Raw genomic sequence first — 17,177 nt, 5'->3', positions numbered from 1 at the left:
TCCATCACCCACTCGACCGACTCGGTCTGCTCCTGTATATATCGCCGGAATGCCTCTCGGTTCAGCCGCTTGCGCTGCACCACCTGGCCGGAACGGACACTCTCGGCAACTTGGTAAACGGACTTGGCCAGATCAACTGCGATTCGCTTCATCACGACACTCCCAATTTCAGTCACCACCGTTCTCGGTATAGAACTGTGGCGCGGGGAGAGTCCATTACAGCATTCAAATCGTTCGCTTCGCTCACTGGGACGGGCTAAAGCCCGCCCCTTAACCAAACGTTAGGCATTCTTCGAATGATTACTTCAGCCCACATCTGCTATGAATCAAGCAATACCAATTTAGAGCTTCAATTGCTTGGCACACTCATTGAGCAAAATACAAGCTGGAAAACTATGTCTACCGAGTGGAGCGACTGCGACATAGCCATACCTCAGCTAATAGTTTTAACTCCAACACCGTTTATAATTCAAATCGAAAACGATCCAGAATGGGTTCCAGAAGAAAACAAAGAGTTCGCAGAATGGGCAGGCTTGAGCGAAGAAAACGAACTATTTCTTAAGCTGTCGCGTTGTGATGCAAGGCTTGCTATTCAATCCACAGCCCCAGATCAAATAGCACTCACAGGCAAAGAAATTATCGCATTTGCTTTTGGTGGCGTCGTTGACCCAAAAAACAGTGACATATCAAATGTATTAGCAATTATCGGCAAGGAAATTTCAGGCGTTTTGAACGACTGTGTTAATGAAGAACTTTTACAGTATTGAGTTATCATGTCTAACAAGGCGCTCAAATCGTTCGCTTCGCTCACTGGGACAGGCTAAAGCCTGCCCCTTAGCTTAATCGTTAGGTGCAAGTCATGGCCGGTGCAGTAATAATTTCAGAAGAGAATGTCGTCTCAATGAGCAACGTGATCCTTGATCACATCGTTGAAAAAATTCGTGATGAGTTTTTCGATTCGGAGGCAGTGCAACTACTCCCGGTGTTTTACCCATATGACGAAGAAGGCATGACTTTCATTAGCTTGAGGGGTACAAGCGCGGCAGAGTTCAATGCCTTCGTACGCGCAACTTGTCTCGCGAAGGATAAAGATTTGGCATCGAATTCCACAGCTCCCGTTGAAGCTTGGGCCGACTTGTACGAAACATTGAGAAAAGATCTCCGGCACCGAATCTAACAGCCGGTTCAAATCGTTCGCTTCGCTCTCTGGGACGGGCTAAAGCCCGCCCCTTAACCAAACGTTGAGGCTGTAGAAAACCTCAAAACTTATTCAAGAGCATTGTTGTGCGAAAAACTTGGAGGAGTTGAGCCAGATGAACGCGCTAAAATTAAAAATAAATGCCGAGTTTTGGCTAAAATAGCCAGAGCTGCAGTCGTAAAATTTGCCATTTGTTTTTCTACAGCTTCGTTAGGTTTTTATCCTATGACCAAACTAATAAAAAAGTCCGCTGTTATCGTTTTGCTAGCAACCCTGGCAGGATGTAGCACCAACCAGCCTGCTAGTGATTTCAATAACGCAAAACAAAAATCAACCAATACAAAGATGCTCCTTTCTAAACTGGAGGCTGGTGGCTACTCCTGCGCGAAGTCAGGCATGAAAGAAAATGAGGCACAATACTTTTCCGAAAAAAATCTGGAAGCGCAGAAGTACACATGTTCAAAATCTAAAAACGGACTCCTTTGCGTAGATTACTTATTTATAGATGTTTTTTCTGTCAATGACGAAGTTGTAGGTGGTAGCGGGCAGGTAGCGCCGCAGTGTCCATAACTAACAAATGGTTCACATCGCTCGCTTCGCTTACCGGGACGGGCTAAAGCCCATCCCTTAACCAAGTACTATACATATTTAGTATTTTTACTCAGCTACAGGTGGGGCTGGAAATGAAAAGTAAAGTAAAACGATCAAGGTTACAGAGGGTGTTTAATTCACTTTGCGCGGCCTTGCTTATGAGCTCTGCAATTTACCTCATGGTTATGGGCATCAGCTCCGTTGCTATGGCAGCCATGGCTATTTCCGTTGCTGGAGCAGCTGTACTTCCTGTTCAGAGCGGTGAGGGACTTCTGGAGGTGATAACCGGCACCGTTGAGGCTATGATCGACGGAGTTCTAGCAATTATCGAAGGTATAGCAAGTGCAATCGCTAGCTTGTTCAGTTAGAAATGGAGAGCAACTAGTTCAAACCCCTCGCTTCGCTCACTGGCACCGGCTAAAGCCCGTCCCTTAACCAAACGCTATCGGGCCTCTGAATGACTCTTCTCCCATCATCCTGGGCTCGCGTCTGGTCAGACCTTGGCCTACAGCCTCCGCCAGGTCTATTCGAGCAGCTCGTTCGTGCCTACGAGGAACCGCAGCGGCACTATCACTCGCTGCAACACCTGCACGAATGCCTGATGCATTTCGAGCAGGCGCGGCACCTGGCGCAGCAGCCGGGAGAGGTAGCCATTGCGCTCTGGTTCCATGACGCCATCTATGACGTGCGCGGCAAGAGCAACGAGCGGCAGAGTGCGGACTGGGCCATCCGGGTGCTGGCGAGCTGTCACGCCAGCCAGGCGACGTTGGCGCGGGTCGAGCAACTGATCATGGTCACCCGGCATGATGCGACACCCTGCGAGCCGGATGAGCAGTTGCTGGTGGATATCGACTTGGCCATTCTCGGCGCCACGCCGGAGCGTTTCGCCGAGTACGACGCTCAGGTGCGCGCCGAGTACGCCTGGGTGCCGGGCTTTGTCTACCGAATGAAGCGGCGCAGCGTTCTCCAGTCATTTCTGGCACGCTCGATGATCTACAGCACTGATCATTTCAGGGCGCGCTACGAGGCACAGGCTCGGATCAATCTAGCTGGCGTGATTTGACAGGAGCTTGAGCGAAGTCTGCATCGCATTCGCCGCGACAAGCGTTCTATGCTGTGAATAGTGGCCATTCGGCAGTGGAGCGAGAGTGCCGTTGTTCAACAGTTTGATTCGTGCGCTTGACCCTTTGCATGGAGTGCCTGAAGCGACTCGGCAGGCATTTGCATGCTGGTATCTGCAGGCAAAGATTCCGCAGATTCGCTATGTCGCTTTTCTCACCACGGCGCTGTATCTGATTTATGCCGCCATCGAGCAGAACGTCGAGACCGATCAGCCTTTCGCGCGCCTCATCGTCCATGCGTTGCTGGTACCGACAGCGTTGCTGGCCATCGGGCTGCTGAGTTTCCAACCAAGGCGGCAGTCCTTGATGCTTGGGTTGCTGTCACTCGCGCCCATCATCTCGGTGTTGTCCAATCTCTACTTCAATTTCGGCTCACCGCGTTTTGCCTTTTACGCGCCGGAAATCTATCTCAACCTGATGTGGACTTTCGCCATCTCCGGGCTGGCGCTCAAGCGTGCCATGGCTACCGCGTTGTTCTCACTTGCCGCAATTTTGCTGGTCACTCTCGAGCACTCGCTGACGCCGGGGATGCAGCGTCTGCACCTGATCTGGATTCTTGCTTCGTTCTCCTTCGGCCTGCTCAGCGCCTTCCTTCTGGAAAAGGCGCATAAACACATGTTCCTGCATCAGGACAGCCTGGCTCTGAGCGCCAGCGTCGACAGCCTGACCGGTCTGTGGAATCGCTCGCGCACCTTGCATTTTCTGCTCGAGGAGGTGGCGCGGGCCAATCGTTACGGTACGCCGTTCTCGGTGGTGCTGATCGATATCGACCACTTCAAGAGCGTCAACGATACTCACGGCCACGCGGTGGGGGACAGCGTGCTGCGCCAGTTCGCGGGGCTGCTGCGCGACGGTGTGCGAGTGATGGACAAGGTCGGGCGGCTTGGCGGCGAGGAGTTTCTCATCATCCTGCCGGAGATCGATGCCGCCCACGCAGAGCAGGCTGTGCAGGCCTTGCAGAAACGTATCAACGGATTTTCGTTCGACCGCGTGCAACGCAAGAGCGCCAGTTTCGGCATTGCCGAATATCGTCCTGGCGAGAGCCTGGACTGCCTGATGGAGCGTGCGGACCAGGCGATGTACCGCGCCAAGGCCAATGGCCGCGACCGCATCGAGATACTTTAGAACTCGGGCCTGAACCGGTCGTGAACGGCTCTGGTCGAAACCGCTGCAACTCTTCTCGTGGAGACCCTCATGTATAGAACCTTGCACTTTCTTCTCGCGGCGGTGGCCGTTCCCCTGCTGCTTGCTGGTTGCGCCAAGTCGTCCGGCGAGCAGGATGCCAGGGTGACCGAGCAATGGCTGGGGCGCTGGAACGGGCCAGAGGGTACCTATCTGGATATCAGTGGCACGCCGGCCGACTACCGCCTGACCATCGCCAACCTCGACGGCCCGCGGCGTTTCGTCGGCCGCGCGCAGGGGGCGAAGATCGTCTTCGTGCGCGACGGCGTGGTGGAGAGCATCAGTACCACCGACGGCGAAGCCACCGGTATGAAATGGCTGCTGGATAAACAGAATTGCCTGACCGTGCGCAGCGGCGAGGGCTATTGCCGCGATTGAGCCAGCACGCCGCCGATGACAATGCCAGAATGACCGCCTCCAACGGCTTACGACCTGTGCATGAAAATCCTCAGCCTGCGCCTCAAGAACCTCAACTCCCTCAAGGGCGAGTGGAAGATCGACTTCGCCGCCGAGCCTTTCGCCGGTAGCGGCCTGTTCGCCATTACCGGGCCGACCGGCGCGGGCAAGACCACTTTGCTCGACGCCATCTGCCTGGCCCTGTATCACCGCACACCGCGCATGAGCACGTTGTCGGCCAGTGGCAACGAGCTGATGACCCGACATACCGCCGACTGCCTGGCCGAGGTCGAGTTCGAGGTCAAGGGGCAGGGCTATCGCGCCTTCTGGAGCCAGCGCCGCGCGCGCGACAAGGTCGAGGGTGCGCTGCAGGCGCCCAAGGTCGAGCTGGCGCGCATCGACGGTGGCGAAATCCTGACCGACAAGATTCGCGAGAAGGAAAGTCTGACCGCCGAGCTGACCGGCCTGGATTTCGAGCGTTTCACCAAGTCCATGCTGCTGGCCCAGGGCGGCTTCGCTGCGTTTCTCGAAGCCAATGCCAACCAGCGTGCCGAGCTGCTGGAGGAACTGACCGGCACCGAGGTGTACGGGCAGATTTCGCAGCAGGTCTACGAGCGCACCAAGGCCGCCGAACAATCGCTCAATCTGCTGAAAAGCCGCGCCCAGGGTATGGAGTTGCTCGACGAGGCGCAGCGCACCGAGCTGCAGGCCGAGCATCAGCGCCTGAGCCAGGAAGAGGCGCCGCTAATGGCTCGACAGCAGGCTCTGCAAAGCCAGCGCCGTTGGCGCGAGGCGCTGCAGCAGGCGGAGCAGCAACGCCAGCAGGCACGGCTGGGGCTGGAACAGGCTCAGCAGGCTCGCCTCGATGCGGCCGGCGAGCTGCAACGGCTGGCAGACAGTGAGCCGGCAGCTCGATTGCAGCCGCTGTACCTGGCCTGGCAGCAGGCGCAGCAGGACAGACAGCAGGCACTGCAGGCGCTGGATGACCTGCACCAGCAACAACGCCACAGCAGCGAGCGCGAGCGCCAGCAGCTCTGGCTGGCCAGCCGCTATGCCCAGCAATGCCTGAGCCTGCGTCACGCGCAGCTGCAGCATCTGGCCGGGCAGCGTGAAACGCTGCACGCACGCATCAGCGGTACGCCGCAACGGGAGCGGTTGGGCGAGCTGCTTGGTGGCTGGCGCGCGCAGTTCGATCAGCGCGGACAACTGCTCAAGGAGCAACAGGCGCTGCAGGCGCGTATGGCGCAGGAGAGTGAACAGCTCGCCGTCTTGCAGCGCCAGCGTGATCAGCTCACGACGCAGCAGGCCGATGCGGTGAAGCGGCTGGAGGATGCCCGCGCCAGCGAAGCCAGGCAGCAAAGCGATCTGCAGGCGTTGCTCGGCGAGGGCGATGAGGCAGGGCTGCGCCAGCGCTGGCAGCAATCGCAAGTGCTGGGGCGCGCGCTGGACCGTCTGGAGCAGTTGGCGCAGAGCCGTGAACAAACGGCCAATCAGATTGCCGAGCTGACCCCGCGCCTGGCGCAACTGCAAACACAGCACGCCGGCAAGAACGATGAAATCGGCGGCCTGCGCGAGCGCTACAAGGCGCTCAAGCAACAACTGGCCGATAAGGAGAAGCTGCTGGAGCAGGAGCAGCGCATTCAGGATCTGGAAGCCTACCGTGCCCAGCTGCAGCCGGGCGAAGCCTGCCCGCTGTGCGGTTCGCGCGCGCATCCGGCGGTCAGTCAGTACCAGGCGCTCAACGTCTCCGCCACGCGCCAGGCGCTGGAGCAGTGCCGCAACGAACTGGCGCAGCTGGAAAGCCAGGGCGGCACCCTGCGTGACGAGCTGACTCGCCTGGTCACGCAGATCGCTCAGGTTCAGCAGCAGCTGGAGCAGGCGAGCCAGCAGGCCGCCCAGCAGAATGCGCAGTGGCAACAGCAACTGACCGAGCAGGCCTTGCAGATCTCTGACGGTGCCGCTTTGCGCGAGCTGCAGCGCCAGCATGAGCAGAGCCTGACTCACCTGCAGGAGCGCCTCGCCTCGGTCGAGGCCGGGCAGGCGCAACTGGCGCAGGCGCGCAGTGACCGTGAGGTGGCCGAGCGTGCGTTGGCCGATACCCAGCAGCGCCAGGCGCTACTGGCGCGCGATGAGGACAATCTGCAGGCGCGACAAGCCGAACAGGGCGAGCGCCAGCGGCACCTGGAGCAGGAGCTGCAGCAGCACCAGCGGACGCTGCTGAGCAGCCTTGCAGGCTTTGCCAGCGAGTTGCCGGCGGACGCTAGCGCCTGGTTGGCCGAACAGGAACATGCCTGGCGCGACTGGCAGCAGGCCCAGGCGCAGGACCAACAACTGCTGGAGCAGCAGCGTGAGGCGCAGCGTCTGCTCGCTGAAGCAGAGGCACAGACCGAGCACTGGCAACAGCGCTGGCAGAGCGAAGGTGCGCTGACGCTGGCCGAGCCCGAGCCGTCGGTACAGCCGGAGCTGGCGTTGCACAATGCAGCGGGCAGCCTGGTCAGTGCCCAGCGCGAAAGTGATGCCCTGCGCGGCCGCGAGCAGAGTCAGCAGACCTTGTTGCAGCAACTGCAGCAGCGCTCGGACGAGACCGAGCAGCGCTGGCTGCAAGCACTGGCGGCGAGCCCCTTCAGCGACCTTGCAGCATTTCTCGCCGCGCTGCTGGAGGACGATGAGCAAGAGCGGCTGCTGGCGTTGCAGGCACGTCTGGAGCGGGCCCTGACCGAGGCATCGACGCTGTTGGCTGCCGCCGAGGCGCAGCTGCAGCAGCTGAGCGCCACGCCGCAGACAGAGCTGTCGCTGGGCGAACTGGATGAGCAGTTGCAAGTGCTGCACAGAGAAGTGCGCGAGCTGAGCCAGCGCCAGGGCGAGCTGCGCGCGCAGTTGCAGGCTGACGATGCGCGGCGCAGCAGCCAGCAGGCGCTGTTCGCCGAAATCGAAGCGCAGGAGGGTGAGCATGCCCTGTGGCAACAGCTCAACGGTCTGATCGGCTCGGCGGACGGCGCCAAGTTCCGCAAGTTCGCCCAGGGTCTGACCCTTGATCATCTGATCCACCTGGCCAACCGCCAACTGACGCGCCTGCACGGCCGCTACCAACTGGCGCGCAAGGGCAGTGGCGAGTTGGAACTGGAAGTGTGCGACACCTGGCAGGCCGACGTGGCGCGCGACTGCCGAACCCTGTCCGGTGGCGAGAGTTTCCTGGTCAGCCTGGCGCTGGCGTTGGCGCTGTCCGATCTGGTCAGCCACAAGACCAGCATCGACTCGCTGTTTCTCGATGAAGGCTTCGGCACCCTCGATGGCGAGACGCTGGAGGTGGCGCTGGATGCGCTGGACAACCTCAATGCCAGCGGCAAGACCATCGGTGTGATCAGCCATGTCGAGGCGATGAAGGAACGTATTCCCGTGCAGCTGCGGGTGCACAAGGGCGTTGGCCTGGGCTACAGCCGGCTCGATGCGCGTTTTGCGGTGAAGGAAGGAGCGTAGTGATGTTGATGCGAGCGAAGGATTCCACCCTGCTGGTGATCGATCTGCAGGAGCGCTTGTTGCCGGCCATCGACGGTGGTGCAGCGGTGATCGAGCAAGCCTCGTGGCTGGTGCGTGTGGCGCAGCGCCTGCAGGTGCCGGTGATCGCTACCGAGCAGTATCCCAAGGGGTTGGGTTATACCGAGGCGAGCCTGCATGAGTTGCTGCCGGGCGAGGGGCTGCGGGAGAAGATTCATTTCTCGGCGACTGCGGGGGCTGGGCTGTTCGACTTGCCGGGTGGTGAGCGCCAGCAGTTCATCGTCTGTGGCACGGAAACCCATGTCTGCGTGCTGCAGACGGTACTCGGCCTGCTGACTGCCGGGCGTGAGGTGTTCGTGGTGGACGAGGCGGTTGGTTCGCGTCGGCCGCGCGACAAGGCGCTGGGCCTGGCGCGCATGGAAGGCGCAGGGGCGGTGATCGTCTCGCGTGAGATGGTCGCCTTCGAGTGGCTGGAGCGGGCCGGTACCGAGCTTTTTCGCGAGATCAGCCGCGGTTTTATTCGCTGATTCGTAGCGGCTCATTTTGGGGTCCCCGCCTTCGCGGGGATGACGACTGTCTGCAATTCTCGTCATTCCCGCGCAGGCGGGAATCCAGGAACCAAGATATTTTCAGGCGATGGCGCGGCATCTTCGGGCACGGCTTGGTAGTGGCCGGCCTGCAGGGCGTCGAAGTACTGCTGGTAGCGACCATCCTGGCGAAACTGCTGCAGGCGTGCGTCGAAGCGCTCGCGTAGCGTTTCGCTCTGCGCCAGGCGCCTGGGCAGCATCAGATAGCTGAGGTTGATCAGCAGCGGCTTGGGGTGATGGGTGATGCGCTCGGCATCCTCGCGGGAGAACTGGTTACGCAGCGCGGCGTAGCCGACGTTGAGCTCCTGCGGGTAGAGCACCACACGCTCCTTGAGCAGTTTCTCGAAGTTCTGCCGGTCACTGGAGACGCGCTCGATGCGTACTTTTTCCTTGGCGAGAAAGGCATCGAACGCCGGCCCGTAGCTGTATTCCAGACCGCCGCCGAGGGTCATGCCGCTGAGGTCATCGAAGTGCCGCCAGTCGAAGGGCTGTGTTTTCAGGTGGAAGAACACGAACTGCTCGTTGAGCAGCGGTGCGCTGAAGAGAAAGTCCGCCTCACGCTCTGCCTTGTGCATCCATACCGCCGTGGCGTCATAGCGTCCGGCGGCGGCTTCTGCGTAGGCGCGGGGCCAGGGCAGGAAGGTGAATTCGACGCGGTAGCCTTCCTCGGCCAGCAGGTCGCGGATCAGATGAGCCACCGGCCCCTGGTGTTCGAGCCTGGCTGACAGATAAGGCGGCCATTCCCCGGCGCTGATACGTAGCAAAGGCGCCTCGACGGCCCCGACAGGGCCGGAGCAGAGCAGGCTAAGCAGCACAATCAGCAGGCCGTGACGCATCTGTAGTCCTCGACAGCTCGGGTAACAGAATGATGGCACTCTAATATTTTTGCACTGTTGATCCCCGTCATGCTGCCGTGTACGAGGCAGTGGAATGATTGAAGTCCAGCGCCTGGCTTCGTTCTGTCTGTGCCGTGGCACAGCCAAGTGCTGCAGACGGCGTTGGGCGTATATGCCTATGCTTGGAACAGAACAAGAAGTCGGTGACAAACCGCGGATCGAATGCCCGTCGTCACGCATTCCGGTGATGGAGTCTGGTTTTGCACAAAGCGCTGCATTACTGCCTGCTCTGGCTGTTGGCTGGCACCTGTTACGGCACCCAGCCGGCCTTGACGTTCTGTCATGAAGATCAGAACGCTTACCCCTGGGTGATGACCGACGGCACAGGCCTGAATCTGGAGCTGCTCAACCTGGTACAGCAGAGGTTGCAGCTGCAGGTGGTCTACGTGTCCGTGCCCTGGAAACGCTGTCTTTCCGGGATGCAGCAGGGACTCTACGACGGTGCCTTCGCCGCCAGCTTCAAGACCGAGCGCCTGCAGATGGGCCATTACCCTACCGATGCCGCTGGCCGTCCGGATGCCCGCAGGCGTTTGCACACCTCGCGCTATGCCCTGTACCGCCGCGTTGGCAGCGCGGTGTCCTGGGATGGTCAGCATTTCAGTCAGGTGAATGGCCGTGTCGGTTCGCTCAGTGGTTTCTCCATTCGCGATCTGTTGCTGGCTCATGGGCTGGAGGTGGACGAATCAAGCCGCGACCCTCAGGCATTGCTGCAGATGCTTGTTCATGGCCGAGTCGAGGCAGTGGCCTTGCAGACCATGCGTGGTGATTTCGTGTTGCAGGCCAGCCCGCAGTTGGCTCAGCGGGTGGAGAAGCTGCCGCAGTTGCTCGAAGAAAAGCCCTACTACCTGATGCTGTCCAACGCGCTGCTGGCGCGTGATCCAGGCCTGGCGGAGCGGATCTGGGACGAGGTGCAGCGTCAGCGGCAATCGCCGGTCTATCAGGCACGCGTGACGGCTTACCTGGCGCGGCCCTGATGGCGGTAAAAAAGTGCGGCGCACTATTCCCGTGTCGCTGTGGCCTCGCTAGATTGCGCGGCTTCTCCCATGCATCCGTTCGGGTGGATAGCGCATGACCTTCGCTGCCTGGCTGACCATCGGCCTGTTCGTCCTCACTTATCTGGGCATGGCTGCCGGCGGCATCCGCGGCCTGCGCATCGACCGCAGCTGGATCGCCTGTTGCGCCGCGGTTTTGCTGCTGGTCAGCGGTGCCTTGAGCATGGAGGACGCGGCTCATCATCTCGACCCTGGCGCGTTGTTGCTGCTGCTGGCGCTGATGCTGATTTCCGCGCAGTTCGATTTTTCCGGGGTGTATGCCTGGCTCAACCGCTACCTGACCGAGCATGCCGAGCGCCCGGCTGTTCTGCTGGTGGGCGTGGTGCTGCTGGGCGGCTTGCTTTCGGCCGTGCTGGTCAACGACATCGTCGCCTTCGCCCTGACCCCGCTGCTGTGTCGCAGCCTGCACTGGCGTGGGCTGGAGCCCCGGCCGTTTCTCCTGGCGCTGGCGTTGTCGTGCAACGCGGGGTCGGCGGCGAGCCTGATCGGCAATCCGCAGAACATCCTCATCGGTCAGGCCGGAGGTCTGGATTTCTGGGGTTATGTGGCCGTGGCCGGGCCGCCCGCTGTGGCCGCGATGGCCATCGTGTACGCGGTGATCTGGCTGCAGTGGCGTCATCGTTGGGGTGAAGCCAGGCCTCTGGCCGCAGTCGATACGCCGGTCGAGCATATCTATGGCGCACGCAGCTATTGCAAACCGCTGCTGGCCAGCCTGGCACTGCTGGCGCTGTTCGCCACGGCGCTGCCGCGCGAGCTGTCGGCCCTGCTGGTGGCGGTGCTGGTGATGGTGTCGCGGCGTGTGGACAGCCGCGACTACGTGAACAAGGTGGACTGGAATCTGTTGCTGCTGTTTGTTGGCTTGTTTCTGGTCAGTGGCGCAGCGCTGGAGCTGCCGCAGTTGGCGCGAGGTGCCGCCTGGTTGGCCGAGCATGGCTTGTTGCCGCAGGGGGTGCTGTCGCTGGCGACCTCATCCTTGGTGGCGGGCAATCTGATCGGTAACGTGCCGTTCGTGGTGTTGCTGCTGGGGCTGATGCCGGAGCTGTCGCATTCGGTGCTGATTGGCCTGGCGGTGATGTCGACCCTGGCCGGCAACCTGCTGCTGATCGGCAGCGTGGTCAACCTGATCGTTGCCGAAGGGGCGAAGCGTCAGGGCGTCAGGCTTGGCTTCGTCGATTATGCGCGCAGCGGTGTGCCGGTGACGCTGCTGAGCATGACCGTGGCCGGGCTTTGGCTGGCGTTGGGCGGCTGGTTGCCCTGGTAGGTTGGTCGGTGCGCACGGCGCACCCTACGGATAGCGCGCAGGTCTCAACGCCAATGGATTTGCCGCCAGGCGCTGCGCTCTTCGCCATTCTTGAAGGTCCAGGCCACCAGGCGGCTCTGCTTCTGCCCCTGGGACATGCCGAGAATACGCACCTCGGCGGCACCGGCCCTGGCCAGCCAGCCTTGCAGCAATTCCACATTGCTGCCCTTGGATACCAGGCTGCTGAACCACAGTACCTGCTCGGCCACCTGCGCGCTTTCGCTGGCCATGCGCTTGAGAAAGGCGGCCTCGCCACCCGGGCACCAGAGTTCGGCAGCCTGGCCGCCGAAGTTGAGCACCGGCAACTTGCGCTTGGGGTCGAGCTTGCCAAGGTTGCGCCACTTGCGCGTGCTGCCGCTGGTGGCTTCGGCGGCGCTGGAGTGGAAGGGGGGATTGCACAGGCTCAGATCGACGTATTCCTGCGCCTGCAGCAGGCCGAGGAAGATGTGCTCGGCATTGGCCTGTTGGCGCAGCTCGACGCCGCCGGCCAGTTGCGGGTTGGCGGCGACGATGGCGCGTGCCGATGCCAGTGCTTCGCTGGCAATGTCGGTACCGAGGAACTGCCAGCCATATTCGCAGCGGCCAATCAGGGGATAGATGCAGTTGGCGCCGACGCCGATATCCAGGGCGCGCACCTTTGCGCCGCGGGGAATCTGCCCGTCGTTGTCAGTCGCCAGCAGGTCGGCGAGGTTATGCAGGTAATCGGCGCGGCCAGGGATAGGTGGGCACAGGTAGCCGTCGGGAATATCCCAGTGCTTGATACCGTAGTACTGCGCCAGCAGCGCGCGATTGAACACCTTGACTGCCGCCGGATCGGCGAAGTCGATGCTTGGCTTGCCATAGGGGTTGGTGATGACGAAGCGGCCCAGTTCGGGGCTGGCTTCTATCAGCGCAGGAAAGTCATAACGGCCCTGATGGCGATTGCGCGGGTGCAGTTCACCCTTGCTCGGCGCGGTTTTCACGGCGGCGGGAGTGGGCTTGCGCGGGCGTTTCGGCGGCTGAGGCATGAACGAGCATCTGGCGATTCGGGCGCGGATTTTCTCATGCTTTGCTTGCCGATCGTAGCCCATGGCCGCGCGCGAACGACCTGTGCGGCGGTTAACTCATGCTGGCAAATGGACATAAAACAGCAGGCTTTGTGTTGATTCAGGTCAATGGGGGCTGCTCGCCTAAGCCCTTAGACTGCGCGCCCCATTGATCAGCAGCAAGGAGGCACCATGGCATATCTGGACTGGAGCGACGACCTCGATACCGGCATCACGGTCATCGATGACCAGCACAAACGTATCGTCGCGATGATCAATCAGTTGGATGCTGCGCAGCGCTGCGCCAGTAAAGTGCAGGCAGGAGCGGTGATCGACGAGCTGATCGACTATACCGTTTCGCATTTCGCCTTCGAGGAGGCGATGATCGAAGAGGCCGGTTACATCTTCACCAAGGCGCACAAGCGTGTACACGCGCTGTTCATCAAACGCGTGGAGGATTACCGCGAGCGTTTCAACCGTGGCGAGGATATCGCCGACGAGCTGAAGGGGATGCTGGGGCGTTGGTTGTTCAGCCATATCCGCAGTGACGACAGCAATTACGTCGAGGCCGTCAATGAGAACCTGCGCCGACTGAGTGCTGATGCCTCCGAAGGTGGTTGGCTGCGGCGTGCCGGGCGACGCTTCTTTCGTGGCGCAGCTTGAGTCTGCTCAGAGCGGGAAAATTATCGGCACCAGCAGCACGCTGACGATCATCACCAGCAGGGTGAAGGGCACGCCGATACGCACGAAGTCGCCGAAGCGGTACTGCCCGGGGCCAAGCACCAGGGTATTCACTGGCGAGGAAATCGGCGTCATGAACGCGGCCGAGGCAGCCAGGGCAACGGTCATGGCGAAGGGCAGGGGAGACACCCCCAGCGCCTGCGCCGTGGCAATGGCCACCGGCGCCATCAGCACGGCAGTGGCGGTGTTGGAGATGAACAGGCCGATCACGGCGGTCAGGACGAACAGGCTGGCGAGGATCAGCCGCGGCCCGGCATCGCCCAGGCCGCCCACCAAACCCTGCACGGCGAGTTCGACGCCGCCGGTCTGCTGCAGTGCCTGGGCGAAAGGCAGCATGCCGACGATGAGGATCAGTGTCGGCCAGTGAATGGCGCGGTAGGCGCTGTCCAGGTCGATGCAGCGAAACGCCCCCATCAGCAGGCAGGCGATCAGTGCGGCCTGCACATTGGGCACCAGGCCGCTGACCATCAGCAGCACCATCACCGCCAGGCTGAGCAGGGCGTAGGGCGCCTTGCGCGCGGCGGGCGCCACCTCGGCCACTTCCGCCGGCAGGCTGAGCACCAGAAAATCGCGGTTCAGGCCCTGCAGGCGGTGGATGTCGCGCCAGGCGCCCGCCACCAGCAGGGTATCGGAGGCCTTGAGCTTCTCGTCCACCAGCAGGCCTTCCAGCGCCTGGCCCTGGCGGCGCAGACCGACCACGTTGAGCTTGTGCCGCGAGCGAAAGCCCAGTTCCTGGATGGTCTTGCCCGGCAACTGCGACTCCGGCGGCAGCGCCACCTCGGCCAGGCCCAGTTCATGCGCGTGCAGGCTGAAATAGGAATGCGGCAACGGCATCGGTTCCAGGCCCAGTGCCTGGTAGCTGCCGAGCAGGCCGATGGTGGGGCTGGCGATGTCCACCAGCAGCACGTCGCCCGGTTCCAGCAGGGTGTTGCCGCTGGCCATCAGCAACAGGGTGCGCAGGCGCTGGCGACGCTCGATGGCGATGACGTTGATGCCGTGATCACGACGCAGCTGCAGCTCGTTGAGCACCTGATTGGCCAGGGGCGAGTCGGCGCGTACCTGCAGGCGTCGTTCGCGCTCGCTCAGGCGATAGCGTTCGGCCAGGTCGGCCAGGGTCATGCGTGGCGGCTCGGCATTGCCATCGGCGTCGCTGCGCACCAGCCAGCGCCGAGCGACCAGCATGTAGCCGACACCGAGCACCAGCACGGCCAGGCCGATGGGGGTAAAGGCGAAGAAGTCGAAGCCCTCCAATCCGGCGCGGCGCAGTTCGGCATGCACCACCAGGTTCGGCGGCGTGGCCACCAGAGTGAGCATGCCGCTGATCAGCCCGGCGAAAGCCAGGGGCATCATCAGCCGCGCCGGAGCGATGCGTAGGCGCGCAGCGACGCCGAGCACCACCGGGATGAAAATCGCCACCACGCCAGTGGAACTCATCACCGAGCCCAGGCCGGCCACCGCCAGCATCAGCAGAATCAACAGGCGCGTCTCGCTGCTGCCGGCCTTGGCCACCAGCCAGTCGCCCATACGGTAGGCGATGCCGGTGCGCACCAGGCCGTCGCCGATGACGAACAGCGCGGCAATGAGAATGACGTTGGCGTCACTGAAACCTGCCAGGGTCTGCTGGAGGTCGAGCACGCCGGTCAGCGGCAGGGCGACCAGCACCAGCAGAGCGACCACGTCCATGCGTGGTTTGCCGATGACGAAAAGGGTGACGGCGCCGGCCAGCAGGCCGAGCACCCAGAGCAGATCCGGATTCATCGCGATTCCCAGGAGGTATGGGAAGAATTATCTCAGGGATAACCGAGCGTGGTCTTGATCTGCTGCAGGTTGGCGGCGATCCAGCGCTTGTCGATCGGTCCCCAGGCATGGATCTGGTAGTGACCAGCGTTGTTGCGCTCGCCCTCGTCCTGCTCGAACCGGCAGTCGATATCCAGTTCTTCCAGGGCGGCGAGGGTGTCCTGGGCGGTACGCCGTGGCATGCCGGTGGCGGCCATCAGCGCCGGGACGCTAGTGGCCTGGCCGCTGTCGATCAGCCAGGCCACGTAGAGGCGGCGGTAGAAGCTGGTGCGGGTCTTGCTCGTCTGCATGGCGACTTCCTGTACGGGGCCGAGCGCCGCACCGGGATCAGGCGGCGAACATCAGCATATAGGTGACGGCGCCGGCCAGGTAACCGATGAAGGCCAGGCCGGTGATCTTCTTCACGTACCAGATGAAGTTGATCTTCTCCATGCCCATGGCCGCCACGCCGGCCGCCGAGCCGATGATCAGGCAGCTACCGCCGGTGCCAGCGCAGTAGGCGAGCATTTCCCAGAAGTTGCCATTGACCACGAAGTTGCTCAGCCACGGCAGTTCGCTGGCGGCGGCGCTGGCCAGGGCCTCGGGGCTGACCAGCGGATACATCTTCATGGCACCGGCGACCATCGGCACGTTGTCCACCACGGCCGACAGCAGGCCGATGGAAATGGCGATGCTGTAGACGTTGCCGAGGCCGTCCTTGAGGTAGGTGGCGACCTGGATCAGGTGGCCGGCGCTGGACAGGGCCGACACTGCCAGCAGGATGCCGAGGAAGAACAGCACGCTGGTGATGTCGATGCGGCGCAGTACGCCGACCACCGACAGCGGGTCCTTGTCTTCGCTGTTCTTGCTGCGGTGAATGATCTCGGTGGTTACCCACAGCACGCTCAGGCCGAAGAGGATGCCCATGTACGGCGGCAGGTGGGTGATGGTCTTGAAGATCGGCACGAAGATCAGCGCGCCGAGACCCAGGCAGAACACCAGGTTGCGTTCGAAGGGGGTGGTCGGGTCGCGACGGCTTTCGGCGCTCTCCTTCAGGCGCGGCGGGGTGACTTCACCCTTGAGGCGGAAACTCATGATGATCAGCGGCACCAGCAGGCAGATCAGGCTGGGCACGATCAGCTTGACCACGATACCGGTGGCGGTGATCTGGTTGCCGATCCACAGCATGGTGGTGGTCACGTCACCGATGGGCGACCAGGCGCCGCCGGCGTTGGCGGCGATCACCACGATGCCGGCGTAGAACCAGCGCTCATGCTTGTCGGCAATCAGTTTGCGCAGCAGCGAGATCATCACGATGGTGGTGGCCAGGTTGTCCAGCGCGGCGGAGAGGAAGAAGGTGATCAGCCCTACCAGCCACAGCAGGTGCACGCGCTTGGTGGTGCGGATGCGGTCGGTGATTACCTTGAAGCCTTCGTGGGCATCGATCAGCTCGACGATGGTCATCGCGCCCATGAGGAAGAACAGGATCTCGGAGATCTCACCCAGGTGATGGCGCAGTTCCTCGACGACATGATGGGGGTTGGTGCTGGCGCCAGCCGTGCCGCTGCCGAGCATTGGCAGGATGCTGTCGGCGCCGAGGACCAGAAGAGTCCAGGCCACCACGGCGGTGAGCAGCGCTGAGGCCGCCTTGTCGATCTTCAACGGGTGCTCCAGTGCAATGCACAGGTAGCCGAGGACAAAGACGAGTGCCATCAACGCATACATGATCAGGGTTCCGATTTTTTATAAGAGTGGAAGCCCCCGGCATGAGGCCTCCGGGGGAGGCCGCAGAAGATGCCTGAAAAGTTCGGCAATTG

At 61.7% G+C, this 17,177-nt stretch carries 17 protein-coding genes and 1 pseudogene; 12 read left to right on the top strand and 6 right to left on the bottom strand.

What is annotated here, in order from left to right; all coding sequences use genetic code 11:
• Positions 1–152: pseudogene (locus BLR77_RS25355) on the bottom strand (IS110 family transposase); the annotation flags it as partial.
• Positions 153–296: 144 nt separating this feature from the next.
• Between BLR77_RS25355 and BLR77_RS25350 the strand changes: the two are divergent.
• The 9 genes from BLR77_RS25350 to BLR77_RS23580 all read left to right on the top strand — a co-directional run bounded on the left by BLR77_RS25350 (position 297) and on the right by BLR77_RS23580 (position 8,510).
• Entirely contained in the window at positions 297–767 is a 471-nt protein-coding gene (locus BLR77_RS25350; RefSeq protein ID WP_139203082.1) for a hypothetical protein, read from the top strand.
• Positions 768–859: 92 nt separating this feature from the next.
• Positions 860–1,177, top strand: coding sequence for a hypothetical protein (locus BLR77_RS23610; protein ID WP_084331683.1), 318 nt, complete (start codon positions 860–862; stop codon positions 1,175–1,177).
• Between the two features lie 105 nt (positions 1,178–1,282).
• Positions 1,283–1,768, top strand: coding sequence for a hypothetical protein (locus BLR77_RS25345; protein ID WP_139203081.1), 486 nt, complete (start codon positions 1,283–1,285; stop codon positions 1,766–1,768).
• A 113-nt stretch (positions 1,769–1,881) separates the two neighbouring features.
• Positions 1,882–2,157, top strand: a complete 276-nt coding sequence (locus BLR77_RS23605; RefSeq protein WP_074682416.1) for a hypothetical protein — start codon at positions 1,882–1,884, stop codon at positions 2,155–2,157.
• 233 nt (positions 2,158–2,390) lie between these two features.
• Positions 2,391–2,852, top strand: a complete 462-nt coding sequence (locus BLR77_RS23600; protein ID WP_238380617.1) for an HD domain-containing protein — start codon at positions 2,391–2,393, stop codon at positions 2,850–2,852.
• Between the two features lie 133 nt (positions 2,853–2,985).
• Positions 2,986–4,035 (top strand): GGDEF domain-containing protein, encoded by a 1,050-nt coding sequence (locus BLR77_RS23595; protein ID WP_238380616.1) that lies wholly within the window; start codon positions 2,986–2,988, stop codon positions 4,033–4,035.
• A gap of 69 nt (positions 4,036–4,104) precedes the next feature.
• A complete protein-coding gene (locus BLR77_RS23590; RefSeq protein ID WP_074682412.1) occupies positions 4,105–4,470 on the top strand; it encodes a hypothetical protein in 366 nt (121 codons plus the stop codon).
• 60 nt (positions 4,471–4,530) lie between these two features.
• Complete coding sequence (locus BLR77_RS23585) at positions 4,531–7,965, top strand: SbcC/MukB-like Walker B domain-containing protein (protein WP_074682410.1); 3,435 nt, start codon at positions 4,531–4,533, stop codon at positions 7,963–7,965.
• Positions 7,966–7,967: 2 nt separating this feature from the next.
• Positions 7,968–8,510 (top strand): hydrolase, encoded by a 543-nt coding sequence (locus BLR77_RS23580; RefSeq protein ID WP_074682408.1) that lies wholly within the window; start codon positions 7,968–7,970, stop codon positions 8,508–8,510.
• Positions 8,511–8,572: 62 nt separating this feature from the next.
• Here BLR77_RS23580 and BLR77_RS23575 read toward each other — a convergent pair whose 3' ends face one another.
• Positions 8,573–9,406, bottom strand: a complete 834-nt coding sequence (locus BLR77_RS23575) for a substrate-binding periplasmic protein (RefSeq protein WP_074682406.1) — start codon at positions 9,404–9,406, stop codon at positions 8,573–8,575.
• 260 nt (positions 9,407–9,666) lie between these two features.
• Between BLR77_RS23575 and BLR77_RS23570 the strand changes: the two genes are divergently transcribed.
• Positions 9,667–10,440 (top strand): substrate-binding periplasmic protein, encoded by a 774-nt coding sequence (locus BLR77_RS23570; protein WP_074682404.1) that lies wholly within the window; start codon positions 9,667–9,669, stop codon positions 10,438–10,440.
• Positions 10,441–10,534: 94 nt separating this feature from the next.
• Positions 10,535–11,779 (top strand): SLC13 family permease, encoded by a 1,245-nt coding sequence (locus BLR77_RS23565; protein WP_074682402.1) that lies wholly within the window; start codon positions 10,535–10,537, stop codon positions 11,777–11,779.
• A gap of 44 nt (positions 11,780–11,823) precedes the next feature.
• On the opposite strand, the gene rlmF is transcribed toward BLR77_RS23565, so the two are convergent.
• Positions 11,824–12,825, bottom strand: a complete 1,002-nt coding sequence (gene rlmF, locus BLR77_RS23560; protein ID WP_074682400.1) for a 23S rRNA (adenine(1618)-N(6))-methyltransferase RlmF — start codon at positions 12,823–12,825, stop codon at positions 11,824–11,826.
• A gap of 210 nt (positions 12,826–13,035) precedes the next feature.
• Here rlmF and BLR77_RS23555 point away from each other — a divergent pair, with 210 nt between their 5' ends.
• Positions 13,036–13,506 carry a bacteriohemerythrin gene (locus BLR77_RS23555; RefSeq protein ID WP_074682398.1) on the top strand — a complete coding sequence of 157 codons (471 nt, stop codon included), beginning with the start codon at positions 13,036–13,038 and terminating at the stop codon, positions 13,504–13,506.
• Between the two features lie 6 nt (positions 13,507–13,512).
• Here BLR77_RS23555 and BLR77_RS23550 read toward each other — a convergent pair whose 3' ends face one another.
• Genes BLR77_RS23550 through nhaD form a run of 3 tightly spaced genes read right to left on the bottom strand, consistent with a single transcriptional unit; the run spans position 13,513 to position 17,085 of the window.
• Positions 13,513–15,342 (bottom strand): SLC13 family permease, encoded by a 1,830-nt coding sequence (locus BLR77_RS23550; protein WP_074682396.1) that lies wholly within the window; start codon positions 15,340–15,342, stop codon positions 13,513–13,515.
• Between the two features lie 32 nt (positions 15,343–15,374).
• Positions 15,375–15,671 (bottom strand): winged helix-turn-helix domain-containing protein, encoded by a 297-nt coding sequence (locus BLR77_RS23545; RefSeq protein ID WP_074682394.1) that lies wholly within the window; start codon positions 15,669–15,671, stop codon positions 15,375–15,377.
• Between the two features lie 37 nt (positions 15,672–15,708).
• Positions 15,709–17,085, bottom strand: coding sequence for a sodium:proton antiporter NhaD (gene nhaD, locus BLR77_RS23540; protein WP_074682392.1), 1,377 nt, complete (start codon positions 17,083–17,085; stop codon positions 15,709–15,711).
• Positions 17,086–17,177: the final 92 nt, after the last annotated feature.

The organism is Ectopseudomonas alcaliphila, assembly GCF_900101755.1.
GTDB classification, from domain to species: domain Bacteria; phylum Pseudomonadota; class Gammaproteobacteria; order Pseudomonadales; family Pseudomonadaceae; genus Aquipseudomonas; species Aquipseudomonas alcaliphila.
This window is presented reverse-complemented; position numbering and strand designations above follow the sequence as displayed.

What these genes read in the sequence shown, in the direction of transcription:
- BLR77_RS25350 (WP_139203082.1), top strand. Translation starts at nt 297, where the DNA reads ATGATTACTTCAGCCCACATCTGCTATGAATCAAGCAATACCAATTTA.
- BLR77_RS23610 (WP_084331683.1), top strand. Translation starts at nt 860, where the DNA reads ATGGCCGGTGCAGTAATAATTTCAGAAGAGAATGTCGTCTCAATGAGC.
- BLR77_RS23605 (WP_074682416.1), top strand. Translation starts at nt 1,882, where the DNA reads ATGAAAAGTAAAGTAAAACGATCAAGGTTACAGAGGGTGTTTAATTCA.
- BLR77_RS23600 (WP_238380617.1), top strand. Translation starts at nt 2,391, where the DNA reads ATGCATTTCGAGCAGGCGCGGCACCTGGCGCAGCAGCCGGGAGAGGTA.
- BLR77_RS23590 (WP_074682412.1), top strand. Translation starts at nt 4,105, where the DNA reads ATGTATAGAACCTTGCACTTTCTTCTCGCGGCGGTGGCCGTTCCCCTG.
- BLR77_RS23585 (WP_074682410.1), top strand. Translation starts at nt 4,531, where the DNA reads ATGAAAATCCTCAGCCTGCGCCTCAAGAACCTCAACTCCCTCAAGGGC.
- BLR77_RS23580 (WP_074682408.1), top strand. Translation starts at nt 7,968, where the DNA reads ATGTTGATGCGAGCGAAGGATTCCACCCTGCTGGTGATCGATCTGCAG.
- BLR77_RS23575 (WP_074682406.1), bottom strand. Translation starts at nt 9,406, where the DNA reads ATGCGTCACGGCCTGCTGATTGTGCTGCTTAGCCTGCTCTGCTCCGGC.
- BLR77_RS23565 (WP_074682402.1), top strand. Translation starts at nt 10,535, where the DNA reads ATGACCTTCGCTGCCTGGCTGACCATCGGCCTGTTCGTCCTCACTTAT.
- rlmF (WP_074682400.1), bottom strand. Translation starts at nt 12,825, where the DNA reads ATGCCTCAGCCGCCGAAACGCCCGCGCAAGCCCACTCCCGCCGCCGTG.
- BLR77_RS23555 (WP_074682398.1), top strand. Translation starts at nt 13,036, where the DNA reads ATGGCATATCTGGACTGGAGCGACGACCTCGATACCGGCATCACGGTC.
- BLR77_RS23550 (WP_074682396.1), bottom strand. Translation starts at nt 15,342, where the DNA reads ATGAATCCGGATCTGCTCTGGGTGCTCGGCCTGCTGGCCGGCGCCGTC.
- BLR77_RS23545 (WP_074682394.1), bottom strand. Translation starts at nt 15,671, where the DNA reads ATGCAGACGAGCAAGACCCGCACCAGCTTCTACCGCCGCCTCTACGTG.
- nhaD (WP_074682392.1), bottom strand. Translation starts at nt 17,085, where the DNA reads ATGTATGCGTTGATGGCACTCGTCTTTGTCCTCGGCTACCTGTGCATT.